The organism is Mesorhizobium yinganensis (genome assembly GCF_040081985.1).
GTDB classification, from domain to species: Bacteria; Pseudomonadota; Alphaproteobacteria; order Rhizobiales; family Rhizobiaceae; genus Kumtagia; species Kumtagia yinganensis.
This window is the reverse complement of record NZ_JBEBMH010000034.1, coordinates 15,948-38,372: the sequence shown is the minus strand read 5'-3', so window position 1 is coordinate 38,372 and position 22,425 is coordinate 15,948. Positions and strand designations below refer to the sequence as shown.

General features: G+C 60.0%; 34 protein-coding genes, 1 tRNA gene and 1 pseudogene. 8 read left to right on the top strand and 28 right to left on the bottom strand.

Translation table 11 applies throughout. The features are described from left to right. Window positions 1-24: 24 nt before the first annotated feature. The 14 genes from ABMA59_RS32130 to ABMA59_RS32065 all read right to left on the bottom strand — a co-directional run bounded on the left by ABMA59_RS32130 (window position 25) and on the right by ABMA59_RS32065 (window position 8,735). Complete coding sequence (locus tag ABMA59_RS32130; RefSeq protein WP_349009452.1) at window positions 25-471, bottom strand: gene transfer agent family protein; 447 nt, start codon at window positions 469-471, stop codon at window positions 25-27. Further along, a complete protein-coding gene (locus ABMA59_RS32125) occupies window positions 471-911 on the bottom strand; it encodes a phage tail tube protein (protein ID WP_349009451.1) in 441 nt (146 codons plus the stop codon). The genes ABMA59_RS32130 and ABMA59_RS32125 overlap by 1 nt, the downstream gene beginning before the upstream one ends. A 68-nt stretch (window positions 912-979) precedes the next feature. Then, window positions 980-1,402: a DUF3168 domain-containing protein gene (locus tag ABMA59_RS32120; protein WP_349009450.1), complete on the bottom strand. Its 423-nt coding sequence runs from the start codon at window positions 1,400-1,402 to the stop codon at window positions 980-982. Continuing rightward, complete coding sequence (locus ABMA59_RS32115) at window positions 1,399-1,890, bottom strand: HK97 gp10 family phage protein (protein ID WP_349009449.1); 492 nt, start codon at window positions 1,888-1,890, stop codon at window positions 1,399-1,401. The genes ABMA59_RS32120 and ABMA59_RS32115 overlap by 4 nt, the downstream gene beginning before the upstream one ends. After that, the gene (locus tag ABMA59_RS32110; RefSeq protein ID WP_349009448.1) at window positions 1,887-2,228 is read right to left on the bottom strand and encodes a head-tail adaptor protein; all 342 of its coding nucleotides are present in this window, start codon (window positions 2,226-2,228) and stop codon (window positions 1,887-1,889) included. The genes ABMA59_RS32115 and ABMA59_RS32110 overlap by 4 nt, the downstream gene beginning before the upstream one ends. Continuing rightward, window positions 2,203-2,409, bottom strand: a complete 207-nt coding sequence (locus tag ABMA59_RS32105) for a hypothetical protein (protein WP_349009447.1) — start codon at window positions 2,407-2,409, stop codon at window positions 2,203-2,205. The genes ABMA59_RS32110 and ABMA59_RS32105 overlap by 26 nt, the downstream gene beginning before the upstream one ends. Further along, window positions 2,409-2,819, bottom strand: coding sequence for a hypothetical protein (locus tag ABMA59_RS32100; protein ID WP_349009446.1), 411 nt, complete (start codon window positions 2,817-2,819; stop codon window positions 2,409-2,411). The genes ABMA59_RS32105 and ABMA59_RS32100 overlap by 1 nt, the downstream gene beginning before the upstream one ends. Window positions 2,820-2,845: 26 nt before the next feature. Next, entirely contained in the window at window positions 2,846-3,388 is a 543-nt protein-coding gene (locus ABMA59_RS32095; RefSeq protein ID WP_349009445.1) for a head-tail connector protein, read from the bottom strand. Between the two features lie 2 nt (window positions 3,389-3,390). Next, window positions 3,391-3,570 (bottom strand): hypothetical protein, encoded by a 180-nt coding sequence (locus tag ABMA59_RS32090; protein WP_349009444.1) that lies wholly within the window; start codon window positions 3,568-3,570, stop codon window positions 3,391-3,393. Further along, window positions 3,567-3,803, bottom strand: a complete 237-nt coding sequence (locus ABMA59_RS32085; protein ID WP_349009443.1) for a hypothetical protein — start codon at window positions 3,801-3,803, stop codon at window positions 3,567-3,569. Before ABMA59_RS32085 ends, ABMA59_RS32090 begins: the two co-directional genes overlap by 4 nt. A gap of 54 nt (window positions 3,804-3,857) precedes the next feature. Beyond that, entirely contained in the window at window positions 3,858-5,126 is a 1,269-nt protein-coding gene (locus ABMA59_RS32080; RefSeq protein WP_349009442.1) for a phage major capsid protein, read from the bottom strand. A 96-nt stretch (window positions 5,127-5,222) separates the two neighbouring features. After that, window positions 5,223-5,804 (bottom strand): HK97 family phage prohead protease, encoded by a 582-nt coding sequence (locus ABMA59_RS32075; protein ID WP_349009441.1) that lies wholly within the window; start codon window positions 5,802-5,804, stop codon window positions 5,223-5,225. 73 nt (window positions 5,805-5,877) lie between these two features. Continuing rightward, window positions 5,878-7,068 carry a phage portal protein gene (locus tag ABMA59_RS32070; RefSeq protein WP_349009440.1) on the bottom strand — a complete coding sequence of 397 codons (1,191 nt, stop codon included), beginning with the start codon at window positions 7,066-7,068 and terminating at the stop codon, window positions 5,878-5,880. Next, window positions 7,065-8,735 (bottom strand): terminase TerL endonuclease subunit, encoded by a 1,671-nt coding sequence (locus ABMA59_RS32065; protein WP_349009475.1) that lies wholly within the window; start codon window positions 8,733-8,735, stop codon window positions 7,065-7,067. Before ABMA59_RS32065 ends, ABMA59_RS32070 begins: the two co-directional genes overlap by 4 nt. A 27-nt stretch (window positions 8,736-8,762) precedes the next feature. On the opposite strand from ABMA59_RS32065, the gene ABMA59_RS32060 reads away from it, so the two are divergent. After that, window positions 8,763-8,903, top strand: a complete 141-nt coding sequence (locus tag ABMA59_RS32060) for a hypothetical protein (protein ID WP_349009477.1) — start codon at window positions 8,763-8,765, stop codon at window positions 8,901-8,903. On the opposite strand, the gene ABMA59_RS32055 is transcribed toward ABMA59_RS32060, so the two are convergent. Continuing rightward, complete coding sequence (locus ABMA59_RS32055) at window positions 8,887-9,318, bottom strand: P27 family phage terminase small subunit (protein WP_349009439.1); 432 nt, start codon at window positions 9,316-9,318, stop codon at window positions 8,887-8,889. The two genes, ABMA59_RS32060 and ABMA59_RS32055, sit on opposite strands and share 17 nt — an antisense overlap. Before the next feature lie 206 nt (window positions 9,319-9,524). On the opposite strand from ABMA59_RS32055, the gene ABMA59_RS32050 reads away from it, so the two are divergent. Together ABMA59_RS32050 and ABMA59_RS32045 are read left to right on the top strand one after the other, a co-directional pair. Then, window positions 9,525-9,992 carry a hypothetical protein gene (locus ABMA59_RS32050; protein ID WP_349009438.1) on the top strand — a complete coding sequence of 156 codons (468 nt, stop codon included), beginning with the start codon at window positions 9,525-9,527 and terminating at the stop codon, window positions 9,990-9,992. A 132-nt stretch (window positions 9,993-10,124) separates the two neighbouring features. Next, window positions 10,125-10,565, top strand: coding sequence for a Ros/MucR family transcriptional regulator (locus tag ABMA59_RS32045; RefSeq protein WP_349009437.1), 441 nt, complete (start codon window positions 10,125-10,127; stop codon window positions 10,563-10,565). A 3-nt stretch (window positions 10,566-10,568) separates the two neighbouring features. On the opposite strand, the gene ABMA59_RS32040 is transcribed toward ABMA59_RS32045, so the two are convergent. Next, window positions 10,569-10,787, bottom strand: coding sequence for a hypothetical protein (locus ABMA59_RS32040; protein WP_349009436.1), 219 nt, complete (start codon window positions 10,785-10,787; stop codon window positions 10,569-10,571). A 506-nt stretch (window positions 10,788-11,293) separates the two neighbouring features. Next, window positions 11,294-11,476 carry a hypothetical protein gene (locus ABMA59_RS32035; RefSeq protein ID WP_349009435.1) on the bottom strand — a complete coding sequence of 61 codons (183 nt, stop codon included), beginning with the start codon at window positions 11,474-11,476 and terminating at the stop codon, window positions 11,294-11,296. Window positions 11,477-12,002: 526 nt separating this feature from the next. Here ABMA59_RS32035 and ABMA59_RS32030 point away from each other — a divergent pair. Together ABMA59_RS32030 and ABMA59_RS32025 are read left to right on the top strand one after the other, a co-directional pair. Continuing rightward, window positions 12,003-12,287 (top strand): DUF982 domain-containing protein, encoded by a 285-nt coding sequence (locus tag ABMA59_RS32030; protein ID WP_349009434.1) that lies wholly within the window; start codon window positions 12,003-12,005, stop codon window positions 12,285-12,287. Window positions 12,288-12,367: 80 nt separating this feature from the next. Then, on the top strand, window positions 12,368-12,655 hold the full coding sequence (locus tag ABMA59_RS32025; protein WP_349009433.1) for a DUF982 domain-containing protein: 288 nt from the start codon (window positions 12,368-12,370) through the stop codon (window positions 12,653-12,655). Here the strand turns inward: ABMA59_RS32025 and nusG are convergent. The 10 genes and pseudogenes from nusG to ABMA59_RS31980 all read right to left on the bottom strand — a co-directional run bounded on the left by nusG (window position 12,546) and on the right by ABMA59_RS31980 (window position 19,403). Next, on the bottom strand, window positions 12,546-13,439 hold the full coding sequence (gene nusG, locus ABMA59_RS32020) for a transcription termination/antitermination protein NusG (protein ID WP_349009432.1): 894 nt from the start codon (window positions 13,437-13,439) through the stop codon (window positions 12,546-12,548). The two genes, ABMA59_RS32025 and nusG, sit on opposite strands and share 110 nt — an antisense overlap. Continuing rightward, window positions 13,436-13,795 carry a hypothetical protein gene (locus ABMA59_RS32015; protein WP_349009431.1) on the bottom strand — a complete coding sequence of 120 codons (360 nt, stop codon included), beginning with the start codon at window positions 13,793-13,795 and terminating at the stop codon, window positions 13,436-13,438. Before ABMA59_RS32015 ends, nusG begins: the two co-directional genes overlap by 4 nt. Continuing rightward, a complete protein-coding gene (locus ABMA59_RS32010; protein ID WP_349009430.1) occupies window positions 13,792-14,673 on the bottom strand; it encodes a hypothetical protein in 882 nt (293 codons plus the stop codon). Before ABMA59_RS32010 ends, ABMA59_RS32015 begins: the two co-directional genes overlap by 4 nt. Further along, the gene (locus ABMA59_RS32005) at window positions 14,673-15,284 is read right to left on the bottom strand and encodes a hypothetical protein (RefSeq protein WP_349009429.1); all 612 of its coding nucleotides are present in this window, start codon (window positions 15,282-15,284) and stop codon (window positions 14,673-14,675) included. The genes ABMA59_RS32010 and ABMA59_RS32005 overlap by 1 nt, the downstream gene beginning before the upstream one ends. Then, window positions 15,281-16,225 carry a primase/helicase family protein gene (locus tag ABMA59_RS32000; RefSeq protein WP_349009428.1) on the bottom strand — a complete coding sequence of 315 codons (945 nt, stop codon included), beginning with the start codon at window positions 16,223-16,225 and terminating at the stop codon, window positions 15,281-15,283. Before ABMA59_RS32000 ends, ABMA59_RS32005 begins: the two co-directional genes overlap by 4 nt. Then, window positions 16,222-17,457, bottom strand: a complete 1,236-nt coding sequence (locus ABMA59_RS31995) for a DEAD/DEAH box helicase (protein ID WP_349009427.1) — start codon at window positions 17,455-17,457, stop codon at window positions 16,222-16,224. Before ABMA59_RS31995 ends, ABMA59_RS32000 begins: the two co-directional genes overlap by 4 nt. A gap of 16 nt (window positions 17,458-17,473) precedes the next feature. Next, window positions 17,474-17,782: pseudogene (locus tag ABMA59_RS37385) on the bottom strand (DEAD/DEAH box helicase family protein); the annotation flags it as partial. After that, entirely contained in the window at window positions 17,779-18,132 is a 354-nt protein-coding gene (locus ABMA59_RS31990; RefSeq protein WP_349009426.1) for a hypothetical protein, read from the bottom strand. The gene ABMA59_RS31990 and the pseudogene ABMA59_RS37385, both read right to left, overlap by 4 nt. Window positions 18,133-18,135: 3 nt before the next feature. Further along, on the bottom strand, window positions 18,136-19,179 hold the full coding sequence (locus ABMA59_RS31985; protein ID WP_349009425.1) for a ParB N-terminal domain-containing protein: 1,044 nt from the start codon (window positions 19,177-19,179) through the stop codon (window positions 18,136-18,138). Between the two features lie 17 nt (window positions 19,180-19,196). Continuing rightward, window positions 19,197-19,403: a DNA-binding protein gene (locus tag ABMA59_RS31980; RefSeq protein WP_349009424.1), complete on the bottom strand. Its 207-nt coding sequence runs from the start codon at window positions 19,401-19,403 to the stop codon at window positions 19,197-19,199. 130 nt (window positions 19,404-19,533) lie between these two features. Between ABMA59_RS31980 and ABMA59_RS31975 the strand changes: the two genes are divergently transcribed. The 3 genes from ABMA59_RS31975 (at window position 19,534) to ABMA59_RS31965 (ending at window position 21,488) form a co-directional block, all read left to right on the top strand. Beyond that, window positions 19,534-20,166, top strand: a complete 633-nt coding sequence (locus tag ABMA59_RS31975) for a hypothetical protein (RefSeq protein ID WP_349009423.1) — start codon at window positions 19,534-19,536, stop codon at window positions 20,164-20,166. Further along, window positions 20,163-21,329 carry a tyrosine-type recombinase/integrase gene (locus ABMA59_RS31970; RefSeq protein ID WP_349009422.1) on the top strand — a complete coding sequence of 389 codons (1,167 nt, stop codon included), beginning with the start codon at window positions 20,163-20,165 and terminating at the stop codon, window positions 21,327-21,329. Before ABMA59_RS31975 ends, ABMA59_RS31970 begins: the two co-directional genes overlap by 4 nt. 69 nt (window positions 21,330-21,398) lie before the next feature. Beyond that, a tRNA-Ser gene (locus ABMA59_RS31965) sits at window positions 21,399-21,488 on the top strand. A gap of 205 nt (window positions 21,489-21,693) precedes the next feature. Here ABMA59_RS31965 and ABMA59_RS31960 read toward each other — a convergent pair. Next, entirely contained in the window at window positions 21,694-21,954 is a 261-nt protein-coding gene (locus ABMA59_RS31960; RefSeq protein ID WP_349009421.1) for a DUF982 domain-containing protein, read from the bottom strand. Window positions 21,955-22,425 lie beyond the last annotated feature (471 nt).

Here is a 22,425-nt window from a genome sequence, read left to right as displayed (position 1 = left end):
GGAAACGGCCGTTCGGGAGGTCGTCTAGTCGTGGTCCTTCAGCGTCGGACCTTTTTTTTTGAGGCTGTCGTCTTCCTCCGGCGCGCCGTAGAGCGCGACATGCAGGATCGCCCAAGCGAGAGCGCGACTCTCTTCCGGAACGCGGTCCTCGACATAGGTCCGGACCAACTTCAGCGCCTTGTGAGGCGCCAACCCGCCGCCGATGAGCCCGAGTCGGATCACACTGCCGATCTCCTTCACGCCGCAGCGCGGCGGGGGAGGAAGATCGTCATCATCGGCTACGTCGGACGCCGCGATGTCCTCATCCGCTTCGATCGGCTTTTGCTTACCCGTACGGTCGCGCAGCCTGTCCAGCACCACGTAAGGGCCAGCGCCTGTCGCCTCCTGGAGTTCGGCAAGCTGGCCCCAGGGCAAACGGAACGTGTAGTCGCCGTCTGCCCAGGGGACCGTGAGGAACGCCCTGCGGCTCACTACGACACCACGCGAGTCATTTCGCCGTCGGAAACCATCTCGACCTGATTGGTGACGCGGCCGAGTTCGGTCGGATGGCCGGCGGTGATGGTGGTGACATGCATCAGGCCGGTCCAGGTGATCATCTTGGCCGGAAACTCGATCTCGACCTTGACCGGGATGCTGTCGGGATTTTCAGCGGCATCAAGCCAGGTCTCGACGGATTCGGAAGCAAGCACACCCTCGCCGGAGATCGACATGGACAGGCTGGTAGCATCGCGACCGAGCCACGGGACACGGTCGGGATCGGTACACGACGGGATCGTGAACTCTTCCGTCGCTTTGGTGAAGGTCAGCGATTTGCTGCGGAAGCCGCAGGGCGCGGCATAGACGATCGGCCCGGAACCGCTGCCAAGCAGCACGCGGAACTTGCCGCCTTTGATAGTGGTAGCATCAGCCATGATGTTCTCCTTATGGCAACGGTTGCGCCCGCCGGAGCGGGCCTTGACGAGGGATGGAGGTGAGGAGGTCAGTCGTGCTCGACGACGGCCTTGAACGTGACCACGGCGTGGCTGGTTTTGCCGTCGGGATCACGCAGGATGCGCGTGCTGTCGTGCTCAAGCGACACCAGCGCATTTTCGGTCAGGGGAAGATCGTATTTGTGCAGCGCCGACCTGACCGAACCGGCGATTTTCTTGACTTCGGCGAAACCCGGCTTCCGAGACCATGCGTCGAGCTGCAGGAAGACTTCGGAACTGTTCTGACAATCCCAGCCGTCGGGCAGGATCTGCGTCGGGCCAAACGAAAGGTAGGGGAACGTTGCCGTGACCTGGCCGTCACTATTGCGCGGAGGATCGTCATAGACACGCTGGTCGATCAGCTCCACAACGCCGGCAGAGCCCTTCAGCCGCGCGACGGTCGCGATCTGGATTTCGTAGGAAGCGTCGATCATGAACCCACTGCCACTTCCTTCGCGGCCTTGCGCGTCGCCGACCGGATGGCCCGGATCGCGCCGCGTTTGTTGGCCCGCCACGACACATAGAAGAATGGTTGTGCGTCGGTGCCCTCGTGGCGCTGGCCACGATCCTGCTTTTTGCCGCGCGCTACCGAGGCGTTGCGGGCAAGACTGTGCGCCTGCGTTCCGAACTCGATCCAGCGTGCGTAATAGGCGTCATCATTGCCGGCATAGATCGTGATCGTCATGTCGCCGCCGAGGCTCGCCTTGACCGAAGCGACGATCACCGCGCCCTTCGGCGCCTTGCCCCACGTCCACCCGATGCTGTCCCGCAAATCGCCATCGTCGACCGCGACCAGCGACTTCATCATCGAGACGACAACTTCGGCCTGTTCCTCCATTGCCTTGCGGATCAACGAGCGCGCGGCTTGCGGCAGCCGGTCAAGCTTGCGCTGCAGCCGGGCGAGATTCAGGATCGAGGTCACGATGCGACTCCGCTTTCGGCGAGGATGTCGAAATCGGCGCGATCCTTGGACAGGGAGACACCCTTGATCGCATAGACGATGCCGGTTCGCTTGTGACGGGCCTGCCATTCGCTGTTGATCAGCCGGCTTCGCGCCGTGGCACGCACTGTGATGACGATAGGCTGCCGGCCTTGAAGCCGCGAGGCGATGACGCTCTCGCTTCCCCGCAGAAAAATGACACGCGCCCAAAGAATGAACTGCTCCGCAAACTCGCCTTGTGTGTTGCCATCGTCGGGGCCGACAGGCGCACCACGACAATCGAAGGCAATGCGCTCAGTCAGTTCGCCGCTCGGAACCATCGCCGTACTCCACAGGCTTCGTCGCCTTCGACACCTTGCGGAGCCGAACCGCCTTGCCGGCGGCTACGGCTTTCGCGGCGCATGGCGTGGTGACGTTGCACTCGTCGCCGCGCCGGTAGGCGAGGGTGACGGCACGTTTTGGCTTGAAGTCGAAATCCGTCGTGAAGCGAACCCAGGGCATTAGCCGAGCGTCACGCCAGTTTGCTCAATGTCGACGTTCAGAACGCTGGTCGAAAGCGCCACGCCGATGATCACCACATCATCGCCTGAGGCAACGTCAGCTTGCGGACAGATCGCTCCCGGCGTGGAACTCAGGCAATAGGTCGTTCCGGCGACCAACGTGCCGCCGATCGTGACCGGGCCGCGTCGAATGATCGCCATAGGTTGACCGTTTGCCGCTCCATTGAGCGCCAGGCCGCGCACCTTGCGCACCGCAGCCGCCCCATCATTGTCGCTCACTTTCAGCCGGCTATCGACCGCATCACGGTAGAGCGCTTGCCCGGCCGTTTCGGTTGCGCCGGCTATGCCGTGCTCGATTTCAGCGCCAGCACCCGCCAGGACGTTGGCGGCGGCAATGGTTACGTCTGCCATGGGGATGGTCCTTTCGGGATTTCCGCCTAGCGGCGGTGATTGCAGAGAAGATCGTCAAAGGAGGTGCGACCCTCGACCGCGACGGGCTCACGCTGGAGGAAGGTGTTGGCGACGTGCATGATCATCGCTTGCGCGACCGCAGGATCGACCGGGTCGCCGCCGACAACGGCGGTTATGGTGATGCGAGAACCGCATTGGATTGCCGGCCAGTGCTGTCCAGGTTTCAAGACAATCGCGGCGTCATAGCCGTCGAAACGCTCTTCATAGACCGTGTTCGCAACGGTCTGCACGACACCATCGACGTCTAGATATGCAATTGAGGTCAGCGACTTGACCGGGGCTTCCGGCAGCCGCGGCAAGTCGGCGAAACAGTCGCATTTCGCCTCAATGGTCTGTTCGGCAAACCGCGCGCTGCAATACTTCTCGACATGCGCGCGCGCGGCTTTGATCAGCCGCGTCAGTTCGGTGTCGAACCCGTCCGCCTCATCCACCGAGCAATGCCGGCGGACATCATCGAGCGTGATCGGCTCGACGGATGGCGCCGTCGTGACTTTGGTCGGATACCACATGGTCAGCCGCGCTTTTCGGAAACTCGTTTCTTCGTAGTCGTTTCCATTTTCCTGTCGGTCACCGGCACGGCAAAGCCCGCAGTGATGAGGCGCGCGGCCTCATCGTCCGGGAATTCGTGTTCATCTCCAGGTAAAAGGCAGTATGCGTTCCCTGAAAGACACGTGTTGAGGCGGACCATCATGCGATAATGCCGACGCCGCGCAGCGCAGCCAAAACGGAGTTTAACTTTGTGATCAGCGTGTTGTGCTCGGCTTCCGTGGGAGAGTCCCCGCCGGAAATTGCAACGGCATTGGTAATCGCGCCCGCCTGCGTGCCGTTGTTTGGAACGATCATCCCGCCTGTTTTGATCTGAATCAGACCACCAGATTCCACGACGAGTTGATCGCCGCCCTGCGGCCTATTGACCTTGGTCATGTTCGCGCTCCGTCAGTTTGGGCGGGGCCAAGCCCCGCCCGATCTAAACTAGGTTCAAGCTTGGATGAGGTGCTTCACGGCGGCCGTGTCGCCAAGTTCGCCGTCGAAGCGGATCAGGCCGGCGATGCCGAGATCAGGCCAGAACCGCTCACGCAAAACGCCGATGACGGGCGAGCCGACCTTGCGCACAAAGTATTTCCCGAAATCCCCGAACAGCATCGTCTTGTTGCCGGTCGCGAGGTTCGCCATCGCCTGGTTGATGCTGTAGCGATAGCCAAGCAGATTGCCAGGAACTCCCTTCTGGATGTCGCCCATCGACCAAATGTACGCTCCGTTGCCGTCTTTGAGTTTTCGGATCGCAGCGAGCGTCAGATCGTTGAACATGAACCGGACTTTCGGCGACTGACGGTAAGCAGGATCAACCGAATGGACGAGATCGATGATCTCGTCTCCGGTGATCGCTGCCGTCGCGGCGGCCGTCTTGCCAAGCGTGGACGCGGTCACGACGCCGTTCGGATCGCCGGCGCCGTCACCAACCGTCAGTTCGTTGTTGGCGATGCGGCCTAGGCGTTCGCCAAGCAACCCGCCGAGCAGGCTCTCCATGTTGAAAATGGAATCCTGGGCCAGCTCCATCGAAAACCGAACGAACTCAGTGTCGTACACGTAGGCGTCCAACGATTTCTGTCCGAAGGTCACGTCCGAACCGCCATCATCGGTCAGCGCCGTGCCTTCGGTGTGCTTCACCGCCGGCACTGCCGTGTCGTCAACCGTTGGAATCTTCATCGGGTTGCCAGATGCGGTGGCGATGATGGTGCAGACATCCTCGTCGTACATGGGGCCCCAGGCCTTCATCGACTTCACGATGAAGTCAGCCAGTTCCGTGGGCACCGTATAGCCGCCGGCTGTGGAGGAAGTCGTCTGCGCACGGAATTCTGCTTTGGCTTGAACACCGGCTTTGAGAACCGATCGCTCTTCGCTGGTGAGCTCGTCCAGTGATGCGCCCGCCGCGAGATAGCGGTAGAACACCGTCCGATAGTCGACTTCCTCTCCCGTATCCTGACCGTTCGCCGTGCCATTGCCGGGATTGGGACGGTTGGCCCTGCGTTCCGCTTCCGCACGTTCCTCCAGGCGGCGCTCAGCCGCGGCGGTGCGTTCCTCGCGCTCGATGACCTTTTCGAGCTTGTCGAACTCCGCCATGATGTCGTCGTGGCGCTTTTCCAGTTCGGCAGCGCGCGCGTCATCGGTATTCTTGGTGATGTCATCAAGGGCGGAACGGGCGTCCGCGACAAGCTTTGCCCGCTTCTCAAGCAGTTCCTTGCTCATGGTAATCTCCTATCGAGCAACGTCGAAAAGCCCGCGCGAGCGGGCGGCTAAGACAGGAAGCGGGTGCTTGCGTGTCCTCCGGATGGTCCGGGTGAACTATGAAATCCTGCGGAATTTCGCTTCGGACGCAGCCTTGCGGCGAGCGAATGCCGTCGCGTTGTGCTGGCGACGGGTTTCCTTTCGGGCCTCGTCGAGACTGCGCAGGCCGATTTCCGTGCCGTCATATGCAGGTTCGGTGACGATCGACACGTCGTAAAGCTCGAGCTCTTCGACGGTGCGCAACGGCGGGTCTTGCGTATCGTCCCAACGCTGGACGACGGCGCGGAAGGCAAATGACATTTTGTCGAGATCACCGCGTTTCATTTTCGGAACGATGCGCATGACATCCGGGTCGGCCGCGTCGAGATCGGTGTCAATCTTGAGACCGTGATCGTCTTCCGTGAGCTTCAGCGTGCCCGACCGCGTCCGCGCCAGCGGCAGACCGTCATGGTTGATCAGGAACGGCACGTCGCTGTTGGCGAGAGCCTTGCGGAAGGCGCCGGGCAGGATGATTTCCCGGAAATACCCGCCGATGTTCGCTTCCTGATTGAACACAGCCGCATAGCCCGAGACCTTGATAGCCGTCGCATCGGCACGAATTTCGGCAGGGATGCCACCACGGGTTTCGCGCTTCGTCATTTCAAGGCTCCATCGTCGGGCGCGTCGCCGTCCGGCTTCGGTTCGGCGGGCGGTGGATTAGCCGCAGCAGTGCCTAGCACACGGTCGCGCCCTGGATCAGCAGTTCGTCAGCGGCCTTGTTCGGGTGTTTGGGCCTGTTTTCTTTCTCGCGGGCCTCGTTTGGCGTCATCTGCGATGTCTGGATCGCGCGGGCGTTGCCTTCGATGCGGCTCTTGTAGTCGCCACGCATGAGACCATCGAGATTGTGCTGTACGTTCCGGCTGCCATTGAAGCGGCCGAATATCTTCAGGTTCATTTCGCCTTCCAGCGCCGAAGCCCACTGGCTGATCAGATGCTTGACCAGGTGCAAGTCCTGCTGCTCCGAATTGTTGAGCGTGGCGTGGGTCAAGTCCTGAAGGAAGACGGGTGGCATCTGCCAGGCGCGCGCTATTTCCTCAATCTGAAACCGCCGCGCGTCGGTCATCTGACCTTTTTCAGGGTCTATGCCGACAGGCTTAAGATCGTGACCAGGCGGAAGAGGAAAGACTGGCTTGGCGCTCGATTTGGCAACCTCAATCGCGCGATGGACATCATCCATCGCCCGTTTCATACCGTCCTTGCCCTGTGGCAGCGGGCCAGTCAGCGCCAAAGGGGGAACGCCACCGCCCGCAAAGAAGGCGCTCGCATAATCGTTCATCGCAAGTGCTAGCTGAATAGCCTTCGATGCCAGCATGATCGGGCCGAAATGGTTCAGCATGTCTTCCTTCAGCATGAAGGGGACGTCGATCACGTCTTCAGCCGGATAGTCCTTCCCATCATGCCGGTAGACCAACCTTGGCCCGATGCGGCTGATCGAAGTCTTTTTGGGGTTCATCGGCCAAATGGCTTCGAGGTTGACCCCGTTGCGCTCAATCCAAGCGAGCCCGCGACCGCCCGTGAAGACTTGTTGCCAGAAATATTGCCGGAACTTGAACGTGTCCATGAGCGGATTCGGGTTCTCATGGATGATGGTTTGCAGTTTGCCCGTAAGCTTTACCGAGCCGTCTGCCGTAGTGCGGAAGGCGTGAAGCGGCACCGCCGCCAGCGTGCGCGACAGGAAGGCAACAGCCGCAGCAACGGCCGGCACCTTCAGCGCCCGCTCAATCGTTACATGGGGAAGATCAGCGGTGTCCTGCCCGAAGAACGCGAGAAAGTTGGACGCGCTGACCTGTACTGTCTCACTCTCCGGAGATTCGGAACGAACCTCCCGCCGCCGCCTGCCAATGTCGAAGCCCAAAAAGTTCATGCCGGCACCAGACTGAAATTCGGGTCATCCCAGGGCGAGGTTGCGACCACGGCGTTGAACTCGTTCTCGGCGGCGCCGGTCACCATGGCGACGGTCACCATGCCGTCGATGCGACCGCGAGAGCGCTTCTTGTCGAAACAGCGGTTGCCCATGCCGTCCGCGTCCAGGAAAGCGTTGCCGGCGCACATGTACGTGACCGGCGAGGCGTCAATGTCGATCGTCTCGGCGAGGATGCGATCTTCGAGCTTTTCAATGGAGCGCGGCATGTTCAGCGCCCGCTCTTCGAATGTGATGCGCTTGCCCTGCCCGTGACGGACCAGTTTCAGGCCGATACCTTCCGATTCGTCCGGCCCCTCATACTTCCACACCGGGAAGCCGATGACCTCGCAAGCGGCGATGAAATCCTCCATGCCGGCAGGATCGAAAGCGAGGAAGTCGACACCCTCGTTTTCCTCGCAGAACTGTTTGACCTGCATCGCGACGAACGTCTTGTCGATCACCGCGCCTGGAACGGCGGTCAGATCAACTTTCGGGTCAGCGGCCCATTCAACATATTTCGCGTTGTCCGCGAGCGCCCGATCGGCAAGGCCATGCTGTGTCGTCCAGTACCAGGTCTTAACCGCCAGCTTCGCAGTCGGTTCGTCTTCCGGCCCGGCTTCCCATGCCGCAGACATCGCAGTCAGGTCGTTCTTCATCGAGAGATCGAGGGCGAGCCAGCATTTCCGGGTTCTATATTTCGTCTCGTCGACCTTCCGCTGGACCTTCGCCCATACCTCTTCCTTGATCCAAAAATCGGTCGAACCGATCGGAATTCCGAAATAAAGGCGCTTGACGGAAAACGCCGTCGACAGCAGCACGCGAGCGGTGTTGACCTCGCCCCTGATATTCTCGATCGGAAACGTCGTTCCGAGTGCAGGAAGCGCCTTCGGCCAGCAGTTTTCGTTATCGAAGACGGTTTCGCGGTCTGCCTTGTCCACGCGGGCGATGAAGGCGAACGCCTCATCGTCGATAACCTCGCCCTTCGCCACCTTCTGATAGAATTCCGAGTAGTCGGTGCCGACCAGTTGCGTTGCTGCCGGCGTGTTGGTGCCGAGTAGCATGAGCGCATCGCCCGGCATTTTGGCAATCGCGCGCTTCCAGGTCTCGATCGCGTGGTTAGCCTTGAACTCGTGAATCTCGTCGGCCGCTACCATGATCGGGCGGGGCCCGGAGATCGCCTCACCGTTCGCGAGTGATTGAAACTTGCTGCCGCTCTCAGGGAACTCGATCTTCCAGGCGTTGTCTCCTTCGCCCCGAATCAGAACTTCGCCCCGGCTCTCCAGCATGTCCGTCTCATCCTCGTCGGCACCGGGGATATTGGCCCGGCACATGGCAACGGCATCCTTGAAGAGAACGTTCGCCGTCGCCTTGTCCTGACCGATCGCGTAGACTTCGGCGCGCTTAACGCCGTAGTAGCCGCCCATGTACAAGCCCGTAGCCGCCATCCATGGACTTTTGGCTTGTCCTTTGCCGGTCTCGACCCATGCCGAGCGAAACCGCATGCGCCCGCTTTCGTTGCGCCACCCGAACAGGCTTCCCGTGCAGAAGACCTGCCAGGGTAGAAGGTTAAACGGCTTACCCTCAAACGATCCTGCCGTGATCGACAGGACGGCAGGCGCAAATCCTATCGCGCGCCCAGCCAGCTCCGGGCGCCAATGGAGCCCGCGCGACTGCCCGTCGTGCCGATCGCGAAGGTGGCGTTCTGCCGCCGCAACGTGATGCTCGCCAGCGACGATGCGACCGGCGAGGACATCGTCCGCGTACTGCGTCGTCGGATCGTCAGGATACTGGTTTGAGGTACGCGTCGGCCGCGCGTTTCCGGTTGGCTTTGCGGTCGGCCTTTGTCGCGGCATTTCGGTCTCTCGGGGATAGGCCGAGTTTGGATTCCAGCAGTGTCGCGTCGGCGCTCGCCTCACGCATGGCCGTGAACCACGGGTTGATCCGGGAAATGGCCTTGCTGTTTCCGCGCCGGGGTTTGAGTACCGCGCCGTTCTCCGCGACCTCTCGCGATGCGCGCTCATAACTGAGGTACGAGATCACCAGCCGCTGCAACGAATGGACATTGGCCGCCGACAGCAGGCCGCGATCGATCAGCTCCGTCGTTACGATCCGCCAGCGCTCATGTGCAGCCGCGACCTCCAGTTCATCGCTGAAGATCGAGGCCCAATCGGGTTCGCTGACGATACCGCCGGTGTTGTCGACAAGGTTCATGACACATCATCCCCTATGGGGATGGCCCCAACTTTTTGGTTCAAAACTGATCTCGGTGCGAAGGAAGGGGGGACGCGGGTAGGGGACCGGCACGGTGCTGACTTTTGACCCTCCCCCTGGGATCAGCAATCGCACGAGGTGCTAATCCTAAGTTGCACTGGACTCATCGCCTCGATTTGCTGCAACAATGCCGCTCGGGGGAAATCATGACGTTTAGAACGCTATTGCTATTCGCGGTTGCGATTTCCAGCGGCTGCTCAACAACAACGGCGCCGTCTCAAGCGCAGCTGACCAGCAAGAGCACGAATGAGTTATGCCGTGCTTTGGTGACAACCAACGATCAGGTTTACATCCAGAAAGTCGTTGCACTGCTGGTGAAGCGCGGGGCAAACGCTGAGAAGTGCAAGCGACTGATCGAGGGTGACAATGCCGTTTGGGCAGGTATTGCCGTCGCCGGCGTCGGTGTCGCGGCCGGAGCCGTTGCTGCGAACAATCCCGGCTATGGTGGGTACTATCCAAACCAGCCTTACGGCGTCGCGTGGGATGCTTTCAATAACCAGTACGGCCAACGAGTTTGGCGCTGCCGGGATCGGGCAACAGGTCGGTTCGTATCCGACTACAATTGTGCCGGTCTACCTATGACTGACTATGCATGGCCCGGTCCAATCATCTGATCGAACTGACTTGCTCGATGCGATTTCCCAAGACGTTGGGGATCAAATGGGTGTTGATAGCCCAGCAATTGCAGCAGGGCTTGCAGACTCACGCCGATGCAAATAGCGCTTGCTTTATAGTGGAGGTTCGCCATGTCCGACAACGACGATCTGGTTCAACTCACCGCCGATATTGTCTCGGCTTATGTGAGCAATAATCCAACCCCAACAACCAGCCTTCCAGACCTGATCGCCGTCGTCAACACGGCGATGCGGAACCTTACGCCGATTAGTGAGCCTGAACCTGTGATTCTCGTGCCGGCTGTACCAGTCAAGAAGTCCATCACGCCGGACTATTTGGTTTGCCTGGAGGACGGCAAGAAGTTCACCTCGCTAAAGAGGCATCTCGCTACGTCTTTCGACCTTTCGCCGGACGAGTACCGCAAGAAGTGGAACCTGCCACCCGACTATCCCATGGTCGCGCCTAACTATGCGGCAAAGCGTTCCGAACTGGCGAAGACGAGTGGGCTCGGTCGAAAGGCTGCTCCGCCGCCTCCGGCGCCGAAGAAGCGCGGTCGACCTGCTAAGAGGTAGCGCTCACTTATTCCAAGGATGCTGCGGATCGATCGGCCGGCCATTGATGTCCGACCCGATGGTGTACCCGCGCATCTCCTCGCGCTGGATCAGCGTGTCGTGGTCGCGCTTGCAAACCGTCTCGACGTTCTCCAGGTCGAAGAACAGTGTCGGGTCGCCTCGATGCTTGACCTTGTGGTTGGCGACAGCGGCGCGAGGATCATGCCGGTCGCCCTCGATCACGATGCAGCCACACCGCCTGCATGTGTATAGGTCGCGCAGGAAGGCTTGACGGCGGACGCCGTGCGGGCCGCACCAACGAGGGTCTTTGTAGAGCTGCCGGTATTGGAGGGCTTCAAGGCTACGCCCGCGGCCTGGAACTAACCGGTTGTTTGACATTGACGCCCTTCCGGATACACCGGTAGGTTGAGTAGTGGTGTTGTTGAGGCAGGCAGTGCAAACGAAAGGGCGCGTGGAAGGCGCTGGAACCCTGATTGTGAATGGGGAAGATCGTGTGGAAGTCCGGTACGTCTTGGACATCCGCACTGATAGAAGGGCTCGTTACGGCGTGGGCTCTCTTGAAATCGACAAATCTGCGACTTTTGGAGCTTTACTCGATGCGTTTTCGTCAGCCGATGTTCAGCTCCGGCTGGCTGATGGCCAACGCGTAAGGATCGTGATCCAGAGAATGAGTACCACGGGCTCCGTTCCGATCGCCACGCGCGGCTAAGTGCCAATCATTTAACAGCTTATCGGCCTTTCGCGCGGTCCTGTTTGATTGGGAAAGTCGCATCGCCTTCTTTGTTGCCGGAGAGGACACGTGGATCCGCACTGGATATGCCGTCATTGGAGCCGCCCGCGTGGTTCTTTTCTGACTGACCTTTGGCATCCGCCTCGGGTGCGGCCGAGTTGCGATCTTGTTTTTTCGACACTGTTTGCCTCCTTCTGAGGATGCAACCGCGAGCCCTGGCCGAGGTTCCGACTGATTTTGCGAATCGCAGGCCAAGCGGTGCCAAAACCAAACGGGTCGACGGATGTAACGGGGCAGATCGCTCATCCCGGCAGCAGAACTACTTGACGACCTGACAGCCTTGGATAGAACGCCGCGCCGTAGTCAACAAACTTGGGTTTCACGATGGCAAAGGAAACTGTGATCCGCCAACCGGTCCGTCAGCCGACAGACATCTACTATGACAGGGATTGCCAAGAAGCATTGGCGGAATATGTGGATAAGCTTCTCGACGATGCAAAGGCAGCCGGTTGGGACCGCTCAAAGGCAGCATCCGCTCTCATGTACCTGGGCGCAAAAAGGCTCAAGCAGGGGACGTCCTAATTCCTGCCGCTCCACCCCTTGAAATTTGACACGACAGTCTCAAAATTGTTGGCGCGCCACCACACAGGGCGTTTGTAACAAGCCGCTCCGGTATCTACACCCGGCCAAGAATCAAGGAGGTCAAGATGCTTGCACAGCCATTCGAAAAGCCAATCCATGTGTTTGTCGGACTTGGCTTTCCGCGACAGATCAACACCGTTGTTGACGCCTATCAATTTGCTCAGGAGTGGTGCGGCAATAGCCCGGAGCAGCGCGCCGCGATCCGCGCTTGCAAGGCCGCTCTTGCAGGCGACGTTGATCCCGAAACCGCGCGCGGCGCATTCGTAGCCTTCGCCCGCAAGAAGGACATCCTCTTGGAGGATGACTTCGTGTCGTCGCCTATCGCGCGACCGCAAGCGAACCACGTCTAATCTCACCCTCGTTGAAGCTACCGATTGCTGGCGGTTTATCTGCCAGCAATCGAGCTGAATATACGCACCAGGAGGACGACATGGATGATCGGCTTTTCCAGCCTGCTGTTTACGTAGAGTGCGGGCCGCGACTCATTCAGGAAATTTCGAATATCGAGGACGCTCTGGATTTCCTTTATGACTGGCCCAGCGATCTCCGCGACGTTATTCATCAGACCGCGCTCCGAGCCTGTCAAAAAGCGTATGAAGGCGGATACCCTATTGAAGCGGCTCGGCAAGCGTTTGTGGGCTTTTCCAAATCGGCCAGTATTCTAGCGGACATCGCTTCGACCTTGCCGGACTGGACACCGCCGCCGCAACACGTCTGAGCGATTTGAGACATGCGGACCCATTGCGCCCGATCGGTATCGTCGGGCTGGGTCCGCTCCGCTGGCAGCGCCCGAGGGCCCCCAAACAAAGACAAGCTGATCGTCCGCGAACACATATAGGCGATTTGCATGAATCGCGCAACCGCTTCGCTCGGTTGTGCACAATTACGCTATCACGCAGCCGGCTTGCTGACCGCTTCCAACTGGTCCGGCATGAACTTAGCCGGCACGAGGCGCTTGAAACGTCGATCAGCGCCTTGACCTTGCCGTCATGCGTCAACGTCTCGACCTCCGCCAGGAACGAGGAGAAAGGCCCATCGATCACCCGGAACGAAGCGCCGACCGGGAACCGGGCTTCCAACTTGTCGCGGTCGCTTTCGCCACGGAAGCGTTTGCCGGCTTGCGTGTCGTCATAGGCGCTTTCGAATTCCATCCGCATGATGACTTCGATCACCGCATGAGGGATGACGACCGGCCCGAGCTGGGTTTTCAGCCGGCCACGCACGCCCTTGATCTTGTCAACTTCCGTCCAGTCGTCAGCCGGCTTGCCAGGGCGAGGATGCGCCACGAACAAATAGCCCGGAAGCAGCGGCTCCGACCGTTCGGCCATGACCCGCATGCGCCGGTTGTATTTGTCGATTCGGCGGCGAGGTAGATAGGCGTCATAGCCAAGCTTGGTGAGATCTGCAAAGACGGAATCGGCCATGCCGCCGCGCAGCTCCAGCACATACCAGCGAAGGGTCAAGGCGGTGATCGTCACGCAGCCGGGTATTGTGATCTTCATTCCGATCTCCAATAGAGTTTGTACGGCTTCGGCTTTCGGTAGAGCTTGCCGCCGATGTACTCGTGGGTTCCGCGTTCGGCGCGAGCGACGACCGAGTGCAGGCGATGGCTTGCGAGCTTGAAACCGGTCGGGCGGAACTCGACCAATAGGTCAAAGCGCGACATCACCTTCGGCGGTTCGATGCGATACCAAGCGCCGTCACGCAGGGTAAATCGCGCCGCGCCGAGATCGGTCGGTTCGCCGGCATTGGACATGCGCAGTTCGCAGATCGATCCGTCCTCGACAGCTTCCGCAAGCGGACGCCACGGATTTTCACGGTCATATTCTTCGCGGGCGCGGCGTTCGGCGATCGTCATGCGACCAGCCTTTCCTTCGCCAGCGCGTCCACCTGTGCCGCCAGCCGTTGCGGACGGCTATCCCCGGCGATGCGCGCGAAGGTGTGCAGCATCCGAGGATCGGACGGCCACTTGTTCATCTGGACAAAGCAAAGCTTCTGGAGCCGACGAGCCTTGAAGTACCGTTCAGCCGTGAAGTCGGCGACGCATTGTTCCAGCGCCTCGACCATTGCCGCGTAGCTATGCGGAAGCGGCGCTTTCTTCGTCGAGATCGGAGCCTCGACCATATCGGCGAGGAAGCTGCAATCGTCGATCACCAGATAGATCGGGCCGGCGGTGAAGGTCCATTCCGCGATCGGGATTTCGAGAGACCGCGCGACCGTCTCCCATAGCCCGCTGAAATATGAGCCGTCGCCGAGGCGGATCGCTTCCGCCTTCACCGGCTTGCCGGTCGTGGTGAAGGTGCAGCCTTCCGGGCCAATCACCGACACATCATAGAAGCCCTCGACCTCAGACGGGAGGATGCAGGCGATCGGAGCCTGCCCATTGCCCGTGTCCGCGTCTTCACGACACACGAAGACGACTTCGTCCGGCGCCGGCACGACCCGTTTGCCGAGCCATTCCAGCGTTGCCTTGATGCCGCCAATTTCGGACACCGCGTCCGCTTTAAGGCCGGAGCGGGCAATCTGCATCAGCCGCCGCGCCTGGCGTTCATGGACCCCGGCCCGACCGAGGAACGGCCCCCACTCACCATGCGCGCACGCTTCTTTCGCGTCGCAGAGCAGCCGGCCAGCGACCAGCGCCTTTTCAATCGCCGTCGCTTCCGCTGCGATCGAGGCTTCGTTCGCCTCCCGAATACGTTCCGCCAGATCGGCGAGGGAATTCGTCAAGTCGGTCATCATGCGATTTTCCTCTTGTTGTCGTTGGTCACGAGCGAGAAGGCGCCGTTTTCATCGTGTCGGGCATCCTTCTTCTTTGGGGTAATCATTGAGGGGGAATAGGCGGCAAATTGTGCCGGGACAGACCGGCAAATTTTGCCGGGACCGTCGTCATTTTGTCCCTGCAAATTTTGCCGGGACAGATCAGGTTCGTGACCCGGCAAATTCTGCCGGGACGCTCGATTTCTTGTCGCCGCCTTTTTCTGACGCTCGACCTCTTTGTGATAGCCAACCATCGCCGGGACGTGCGCCCTTGCTTGGTCGCGCCATGGATTGGCGAGCCTGTATGCAACGATCTTGCCGCTTTGGCGGGCGGTGCTCAGATAAGCGCGGCCCGCGTCATTCTGGCCTCGCAGGCAAGCACGACTGGACCTGAATTGTCGCTCACTCAGGCCCGTCATCGCTTGCGCCAAGGTAGACGCCAGCCATGTTCGGCACGAAGGCCACTCCATTACCGAGACGTAGGCAACCAGCAGTTTGAAATCGGCTGGCGACAGCATCGGGTCCGCGTTAGCCGTCTCGATCAAATCGAGCTTGAAGGACGCCTTAGAACGATCCAGTTCAGCCTTCATGCCGGGCATCTCCCGGCCATGACCGACGTCAAAACCCGCTGGACAGCGAAGATGCCATCTTTCTGGTGCATGTCGTTGAAGTCGTTTCCGATGACCGGCGGCATGCCATAAGGACGATCGGCCTGACGGGCGAAGTATTCCCCGGTGCCAAGCCCGCCATACTGCGGGAGCGGCTTGTCATTGTCCGTGCCGAGGAAGATGCGTCGATCAGACAAACGCCTCGCGACAGCAGCCACGTTCGCCGCCGAAAAGCAGCATAGAACGGTACTCCTGAGACCTAAGCCGTGAAGCGCGGCGCGGAGCGAAAGGCCGGTCGCAAAGCCCTCGCACAACCATGTGTCGACACCGGTTGCTATCCGGTGCGACGCGCATTCTATCGCGCCGCCGAAGATGAATTTCTTCGTCCCGTCTTCCCAGATCAGTTGCAGGCTTGTGATCTTGTGGCCGATGCGGGCCGGCATGACGATGGCCCGTTCGCCGCCCGCCGAGACCAGATATTCGCCGGTCGAATTGTGAGCTGGATCAGCAGCGAGCCGCAGCACATCCGCGGCGCCGAGCACCAGCGCCTTTTCTTCCGAGAAGCCCTTGCGGACAAGGTAGGGATGCGTCGAGAGCCGCGACGCCTCGACCATTCGCGACGCCAGCGCAGAAGCGCGCGCGGCCCGCTCGACACGCCGCCGATTCTCCCGCTCGATTTCTTGGGCGATCTCCCGGCGCTGTTTCGCCGTGACCTCGCCTGTCATCCAGACAGTCGACGTCTCATTAGTTTGCCAGTTGAACGCGGTGACGTTCACGTCATTGACGATGACCCTGCCGTCACCCTTGCCGTTCTTTCCGGACAGGGTGTCAGTCTTCACCCAGCGTCCAGGACGATAGCCGTTGCGCGGCGGCACGATGCCGACTTGCTGACAGGCTTCCGCGATAGCTTCGTCGATCGTCATGCCGCATCCCGTCGTTGCCGCCGGAAGCGGGTGATTTCCCGATCGATCAAACCCCACTGGTCGCTGGTTACGGCCCCGCCATTCGGTGCCGCGCTATACAGGCCGGACGGCAGTTTGCTATTCGGATAGATGCCACGCCAAATCCCATAGGCCCATCTGCGGAGCTTTTCCGGATCGCGCTTGCTATTCATCAGGCAATGGGAAAGCGCCGCATTCCAGACCCCACGAGGATCCTTTAGGCATTCCGCGCGAAGCCCTTTTCGTGGCTGGTAGGCGTCGGCGATGCTGTGTTCGAAGTCGATAAGCGTCCCTTCGACAGTCTGGATTTCGCCCCGCTTCGGCCGCTGCCAGCCGCAGGACGGACAGGTATCGGAGCCGGCTTCCATCTGGAGCCCACAATCGCCGCAGAAGTATTTCTGCTTGACCTTCTCACCCGGCTCCCGGACCTCGCTGTCTTTCTTCTGCGCATCGGAGAGACTGTCGACGCCATGTTCGAACAGCCAGGCGGTATCTTCAGCGAAGGAGATGCAGTTGCCGGAGTGATCCAGCCAAAGGCCGAAGTCCTTGCCCGGCGCGATGCGCATAACGCGGCCGAGTTCCTGAATATGCGAGGAGAACGACTTGCGATACGGCCGGCAGGATATGCCGCAGAGCACGTCCGGCACGTCGAAGCCCTTGGTGAGCACAGCGCAGGACACCAGTCCATGAATGGCGCTTTCAGGCTTGCGGAATTCCTTGATCTTCGCTCGCCGGTCGTTGTCCGTCCTATCCAGGTAGGAAATCTGTTGGAAGTTGAAGCCGGCGTCGGCGAACTGCCGGCATAGCTCTTCGCCATGCTTGACCGAGGGCGAGAACACGATCGTCTTCACCGGTCCGCCGAACAGCTTGCCGGTCTGCTCTATCCATGTCTGCACCACGTCGCCGACGATGCGCAGGCCGCGCTGCGTCGAGTCGTCGTCGTCGTATTCGCCCCGGAAATTTTTCTTTGCCCCGGTCATGTCTGGCGCGACGCACGCCTTGATCTTCAGCGGCGTCAGATACCCCAGCTTCAAGAGCTGGTTGACGGTCGCACCGTTGACGACGCCGTCCCAATGGTCTGCCATGCCGGCGGTGAATGGCGTCGCCGACAGGCCAATCACCTTGGACCGTTTCGAACGCTCGACCAATTCGAGGATCGCCTTGTATTGGCAGTGCGCCTCGTCGATCACGATAAGGTCTGGGAACGCTTCCATTGCGCCCAGCGATAGTCTGCGCACTCGCCACCTGGACGGGCTTGTCCGGTGCGGTCAGCCAGTGATCAGCCTGAATGACGCCGTGATCGATGCCGTAGCTGCCGAAGCGCTCGCTGGTCTGGTCGACGAGGTTGATGCGGTCGACGATGAACCATGCGGTCGACCCTTTGAGGCGACTTTGCTGGATTATGTGCGCGGCGCATTCGGTCTTTCCGAACGCGGTCGGCGCGACAAGGATTTGCCGCCGAAGGCCCTGCCGGATTCCATCCCGAAGACGCTCGACCGCGTCTTTCTGATAGTCGCGCAGCTCGATTTCCCGGATCAAGCGGCGCTCCTATTCGGAGCTTCGTCAAGAATTTGGCCGCATCGGGTTATGAACCATGACCAGTCCAGATCACTGATACCGGGCGGTCGGCGCCGGACGAGAATGTCGGCGAACTGTTCCGCCCACTCGCGCGGCATTTTTCCGTCAAATTCGATGATCGCGGCGCGCTCTTCAAATTCGTCTTCCTGGTCGCGCAGGAATTCGCCGATCTCGGCCCGATGCTTGGCAATGAAGGTCAGAGCCTCAGCCGGCAGCTTCGCCTTGTTGACGAGTCGCAGCGCGCGCCTTTCGAGCACGATGTTCGCGCCCAACTCCCGCACGCGGGCTATGATCTCCGCCGCGCTCGACACTGATCAGGCGACCTTGTCGTCGAGCGGGATCACCGCCTCGTTGGACCAGCCGAGTTTCTTCGCCTGATTTTCCCAATGCTTGGCGAGCCTCATATAGCCGGCCTTGTCTTCGCTTTCCCGGTAGAGCCGCGTTTCCAGTCCGCGAATGACTTCGTCCTTACCGGCGACGACCTTGTCGAAGCCGCCTTGTTCGAACTGGACGCGCATGTCGGAAAATCTCGCGTTGTCCGCCTTCAGGGCTTCGTTGTCGTCCTCCAGGACGCGGACGGCTTGCTCCAGTTCCGCGATGCGTTGGTTGGCAGTCAGCCCGTTGTAAAGGGCCGGCTTCGCCGCGTCGGATTTCGCGCGCCATTCGGCTTTGGCCTGTTCGAGATCCTTGATCGACTGCGGGAGATCGGCGCGGACCTGTTCGGCGAGCGATGGCGGCGACGGCGGAGCAGGAGCTTCCGACGCGGCCGGCGGCACGCTCTTGCCGATCGCCGCCGTGTCCATGGTGTAGGTGCTGCCGCCGCGACTTACGGTGCGGCTATCTGGGTGATCACCCAGATAGAGGGGTGCGGTTTCGGCGCGCACCTTGGCCACTAGATGGTGCCCAACCCTGCATTGTCGGGCTATTTCCCGGTCAGACCATTGCGACCATTCAGGATCGTCGAGAAGACAGCCAATAGCGCAACGCTTGTCTGAATTGGATCGTCGGAGCCCATGGGTGTCGTTTGCGCCGACGCTGTAAAGGACGGCGTCGCGCCGCGTACCCTGGCGAACGTCTGAGGCGACTTTCTTTTTCCCCGCCTGTGCGTGCGCCTCGACCCGATGGAAGCCGTCTGCCAGCCAGTATGCAGAGCCGTCGTGAAATACAGTGACAGGCGGGAAAGTCGCGCCCCCGGCTATCGCTTCCGCGTAATCCCCTACAACGTCAGCATCGCACTGCCATCGGGACTGCGTGCCGCCGTCAGTGCGAATGTCGGAAATGTTGAGGTTGATCGGCGTGGACGCGACCTTCGGCTGCGTTGTCAGCTTTTCAGGCGCGCCTTTCGTGCTTCTCGCCACGAACTGCTCCTTGATGCTCATGAGTGCTGACCGATTTTCATCGATAGCCCGAGCCGGGCCGCGATTGGCGCCACTGGCACCACGATCTTTCCGCCGATCTTGATGATTTCGAAGTCGCCGCGCTTGGCGGCCTCGTAGGACGCATTACGCGCCAATCCGAAAAACACATGGCCAGCCGTTTGGACTGGCAAGGTTGCGTGGGTGAGAGCTTCGTCGAGGGTCATCGAACCTTTCCGGCGCTACTTGTGCCGATTTTTCTTATAGGTTTATGTCATGTGCCGGACAAGTGCCTCTTGTGCCTTTTGTGCCGATTTCTTATACTCTGGGGAAAAGTAGGGACTAAAAGGGACGAAGATGGTTAAGCCCCGCGAGAACCGCATCCCCATCATGTTCTCCGACGTGGAACTCGATCAGATCGATGAGTGGCGGCATGACAACCGGATCGCGACCAGGGCCGACGCGGTGAGAAGGTTGTGCAAGATTGCTCTGACTGTAGACAGAGAATTCGAGACTATCGTCGATAATTCTGTAAATCTGCATGGTGCTGCGGCAGTTGAACACACAGAGAGCGTTAAAGCGCTTCACAACCTAGCTATCGGTGAGCCTGGAAAGCCGAGTGCGGAAGATGTGATCCAATATCATGCGGATGTTACTCATGATATGTTCGATAGGGCATTCATCTTGCATGTAGAACTTGTAGGTATGTTCAATCAAATTGCATACTATGCGCGGCCCGGTCGGCATAAATTGGCCGACAGGCTAGTCGCGGAGGAAACGAAGGAAGTTGTAAAAATCATCGATGCTTACAATGAGGGCCTTGATAGGATCAATGCGAAGGCGGGCGATCCCAAGAGTGACAAGGCAATTTGGCTGCGAGAACACCTTGATCGAATGCTAAAGTTTACAGCGAAGATTTTGGAGCGCGAGCGAATAGCTCAAGAGGAGCAAGCCACAGAACACGGGACTGTCGACGGAGAGCACGAATGAAAGGCCACGTCTTTGAGCGTAGCCCCGGCAAGTGGGCGATTGTCCTCGACGTCTATGACGAGGACGGGAAGCGCAAGCGCAAGTGGCACACCTTCGAAACGAAGTCCCGGCGCAAGGCCGAGGAGGAATGCGCCAGGCTCATCGCCGAGATACGCGGCGGAACCTACGTCGAGCCGAGCAAACTCACCTTCGGGGAGTATCTGGAGCGTTGGCTCACCCACATGAAATCGCAAATCTCGCCGCGCACCCACGAGCGCTATTCGGAGATCGTGCGCAAGAACATCGTGCCCCTACTCGGGCAGATCATCCTCACAAAGCTGAAGCCGGCGAAGATATCCGACGCTTATGCGACGGCACTGGCATCCGGCAGGCGAAAAGGGAATGGCGGTCTGGCGCCGACCACGGTCGTCTACATGCATAGGCTGATCAAGCACGCGCTGGCGCAAGCGGTGAAGTGGGAACTGCTCAATCGCAATCCCGCCGACGCCGTGAGCCCGCCCAAAGTCGAGCGCGGCACCATGAACACCTACGACATGCCCCAGACGGCCGAATTGGTCGAGAGCGTTCGCGGAACCCGAATGCTTATCCCGATCGTGCTCGGCGTCCTGTGCGGACTTCGGCGCGGCGAGATCGTCGCGCTGCGCTGGCGTAACGTCGACTTCGACAAGGGAAGCCTGTCAATCGTCGAGAGCGCCGAGCAGACTAAGGAGGGCGTGCGGTACAAGCCGCCGAAGTCGGGCAAGGGGCGCGCTGTGGCGCTGTCTCCGACTGTCCTGGAGGAGTTGCGGGTTCACCGCCTGCGCCAGGCGGAGGATCTGCTGAAGCTCGGCATCCGGCAGACGGAAGCGAACTTCGTCTATGCCCGAGAGGATGGGGAGTCGCTCCAGCCGAGGAGCCTCACGCAATACTGGATGAAGGTGGTCGGCAAGATGGAACTGCCGCGCGTTCGCTTCCACGACCTGCGGCATGCCCATGCCACCCACATGCTGGTCAACGGTGTCCATCCCAAGGTGGCATCCGAGCGGTTGGGTCACTCCCGCGTAGGTGTCACCCTCGATCTGTACAGCCATGTGCTGCCCGGAATGCAGGAAGATGCGGCATCGCGCGTTGACGACGCCCTACAGGTCGCGCTAGAGAAGCGCGCGTCCAAGGACGTTCGGTAGCAATTCGGTAGCAACCGGCGATTTCAACCACAGTCGCCTTTCCGATTTTGTGAACGTTCTCAAGGGCTTGGAGAGGTGGCAGAGTGGTTGAATGCACCGCACTCGAAATGCGGCATACTCGCAAGGGTATCGGGGGTTCGAATCCCCCCCTCTCCGCCAGCCCTTCAATGATATCAGCGACTTAAGGAACGATTTTGGCCTAAGCCATATCGTTTGCCATAACCTGGATTTTTTATTCCCATACCGTTCCAAATAAGGCCCAGAGCCCGGCGACGGCCACGATGGCAAAGACAAGCATGAAAGCGACGGCGAGGACCAAAGGTCGGTGGCGTTGATTCTCCGTCGATGGCATTATTGTGCTTCCTCAATCAACCAGGATGTCCGCCTCTTTCGCCGCCTCGGCGAACGCCTTCTGAGCCTTGGCCAGCGCCATCCGGTCGTGCGCCCGCTCCATAGCCTTCACGACAGCCTCGCGTGCGGCTCGCTGCTTGGCGCCGCCCTTCGTTGGCCACTTGTGGAGAAGGATGTCGGCGGCCTGGTAATTGTTGGTGACGTGGTGGAGGGTCGAACCGTTCCGGCCGAGCATCACCTTGACCGTTCCATCCCACCAACCGCCTGCAACCATGACACAGCACTCACACTCGACACGGGCGAATCAATGCGCGAGGGGGTGAGTCGTTGCCTGCTGTCGCGAACGATTAAATTGGCCAAACCTTCACCTATGATAAGGACTGGCGCTAGGACCGCTGTAGAATTCAGATGGCGCCTGCACTTCAGGCACATGGCGCTTGGGAGAGACGATCATGCTTTCGCCGTGTCGGAAGGAGGAAAGCAATGCGGTCCAATCGTTCAGCAAACCCGGAACAATTAGCAGTTCTATCTCAAGTGTTTGAGAGCTTCTGTCAAAAACGGGGGTTCGACTCTGAGTTCGAACGAGAACAAGTATCCGAAATGGTCATGGGAGTTTATTCGGCGGGTGCCGTAACGCCGGGCGAAATCACGGCAGGCCTTGAATACTTGCTCCCGTCGGAATTCTGCCGCCAAGCCTAGCGTGCATTTGGAGCCGTCGCGCACAATTCCGGTACCAACGACTTTA

What these genes read in the sequence shown, in the direction of transcription:
- ABMA59_RS31995 (WP_349009427.1), bottom strand. Translation starts at nt 17,457, where the DNA reads ATGGAAGCGTTCCCAGACCTTATCGTGATCGACGAGGCGCACTGCCAA.
- ABMA59_RS32000 (WP_349009428.1), bottom strand. Translation starts at nt 16,225, where the DNA reads ATGACGATCGACGAAGCTATCGCGGAAGCCTGTCAGCAAGTCGGCATC.
- ABMA59_RS32105 (WP_349009447.1), bottom strand. Translation starts at nt 2,409, where the DNA reads ATGCCCTGGGTTCGCTTCACGACGGATTTCGACTTCAAGCCAAAACGT.
- ABMA59_RS32045 (WP_349009437.1), top strand. Translation starts at nt 10,125, where the DNA reads ATGTCCGACAACGACGATCTGGTTCAACTCACCGCCGATATTGTCTCG.
- ABMA59_RS32050 (WP_349009438.1), top strand. Translation starts at nt 9,525, where the DNA reads ATGACGTTTAGAACGCTATTGCTATTCGCGGTTGCGATTTCCAGCGGC.
- ABMA59_RS32030 (WP_349009434.1), top strand. Translation starts at nt 12,003, where the DNA reads ATGCTTGCACAGCCATTCGAAAAGCCAATCCATGTGTTTGTCGGACTT.
- ABMA59_RS31975 (WP_349009423.1), top strand. Translation starts at nt 19,534, where the DNA reads ATGGTTAAGCCCCGCGAGAACCGCATCCCCATCATGTTCTCCGACGTG.
- ABMA59_RS32080 (WP_349009442.1), bottom strand. Translation starts at nt 5,126, where the DNA reads ATGAGCAAGGAACTGCTTGAGAAGCGGGCAAAGCTTGTCGCGGACGCC.
- ABMA59_RS32095 (WP_349009445.1), bottom strand. Translation starts at nt 3,388, where the DNA reads ATGTGGTATCCGACCAAAGTCACGACGGCGCCATCCGTCGAGCCGATC.
- ABMA59_RS31960 (WP_349009421.1), bottom strand. Translation starts at nt 21,954, where the DNA reads ATGGTTGCAGGCGGTTGGTGGGATGGAACGGTCAAGGTGATGCTCGGC.
- ABMA59_RS32125 (WP_349009451.1), bottom strand. Translation starts at nt 911, where the DNA reads ATGGCTGATGCTACCACTATCAAAGGCGGCAAGTTCCGCGTGCTGCTT.
- ABMA59_RS32075 (WP_349009441.1), bottom strand. Translation starts at nt 5,804, where the DNA reads ATGACGAAGCGCGAAACCCGTGGTGGCATCCCTGCCGAAATTCGTGCC.
- ABMA59_RS32005 (WP_349009429.1), bottom strand. Translation starts at nt 15,284, where the DNA reads ATGAAGGCTGAACTGGATCGTTCTAAGGCGTCCTTCAAGCTCGATTTG.
- nusG (WP_349009432.1), bottom strand. Translation starts at nt 13,439, where the DNA reads ATGAAGATCACAATACCCGGCTGCGTGACGATCACCGCCTTGACCCTT.
- ABMA59_RS32100 (WP_349009446.1), bottom strand. Translation starts at nt 2,819, where the DNA reads ATGGCAGACGTAACCATTGCCGCCGCCAACGTCCTGGCGGGTGCTGGC.
- ABMA59_RS32070 (WP_349009440.1), bottom strand. Translation starts at nt 7,068, where the DNA reads ATGAACTTTTTGGGCTTCGACATTGGCAGGCGGCGGCGGGAGGTTCGT.
- ABMA59_RS32090 (WP_349009444.1), bottom strand. Translation starts at nt 3,570, where the DNA reads ATGATGGTCCGCCTCAACACGTGTCTTTCAGGGAACGCATACTGCCTT.
- ABMA59_RS32060 (WP_349009477.1), top strand. Translation starts at nt 8,763, where the DNA reads ATGGAGCCCGCGCGACTGCCCGTCGTGCCGATCGCGAAGGTGGCGTTC.
- ABMA59_RS32110 (WP_349009448.1), bottom strand. Translation starts at nt 2,228, where the DNA reads ATGGTTCCGAGCGGCGAACTGACTGAGCGCATTGCCTTCGATTGTCGT.
- ABMA59_RS32025 (WP_349009433.1), top strand. Translation starts at nt 12,368, where the DNA reads ATGGATGATCGGCTTTTCCAGCCTGCTGTTTACGTAGAGTGCGGGCCG.
- ABMA59_RS31970 (WP_349009422.1), top strand. Translation starts at nt 20,163, where the DNA reads ATGAAAGGCCACGTCTTTGAGCGTAGCCCCGGCAAGTGGGCGATTGTC.
- ABMA59_RS32120 (WP_349009450.1), bottom strand. Translation starts at nt 1,402, where the DNA reads ATGATCGACGCTTCCTACGAAATCCAGATCGCGACCGTCGCGCGGCTG.
- ABMA59_RS32015 (WP_349009431.1), bottom strand. Translation starts at nt 13,795, where the DNA reads ATGACGATCGCCGAACGCCGCGCCCGCGAAGAATATGACCGTGAAAAT.
- ABMA59_RS31980 (WP_349009424.1), bottom strand. Translation starts at nt 19,403, where the DNA reads ATGACCCTCGACGAAGCTCTCACCCACGCAACCTTGCCAGTCCAAACG.
- ABMA59_RS32055 (WP_349009439.1), bottom strand. Translation starts at nt 9,318, where the DNA reads ATGAACCTTGTCGACAACACCGGCGGTATCGTCAGCGAACCCGATTGG.
- ABMA59_RS32010 (WP_349009430.1), bottom strand. Translation starts at nt 14,673, where the DNA reads ATGACCGACTTGACGAATTCCCTCGCCGATCTGGCGGAACGTATTCGG.
- ABMA59_RS32085 (WP_349009443.1), bottom strand. Translation starts at nt 3,803, where the DNA reads ATGACCAAGGTCAATAGGCCGCAGGGCGGCGATCAACTCGTCGTGGAA.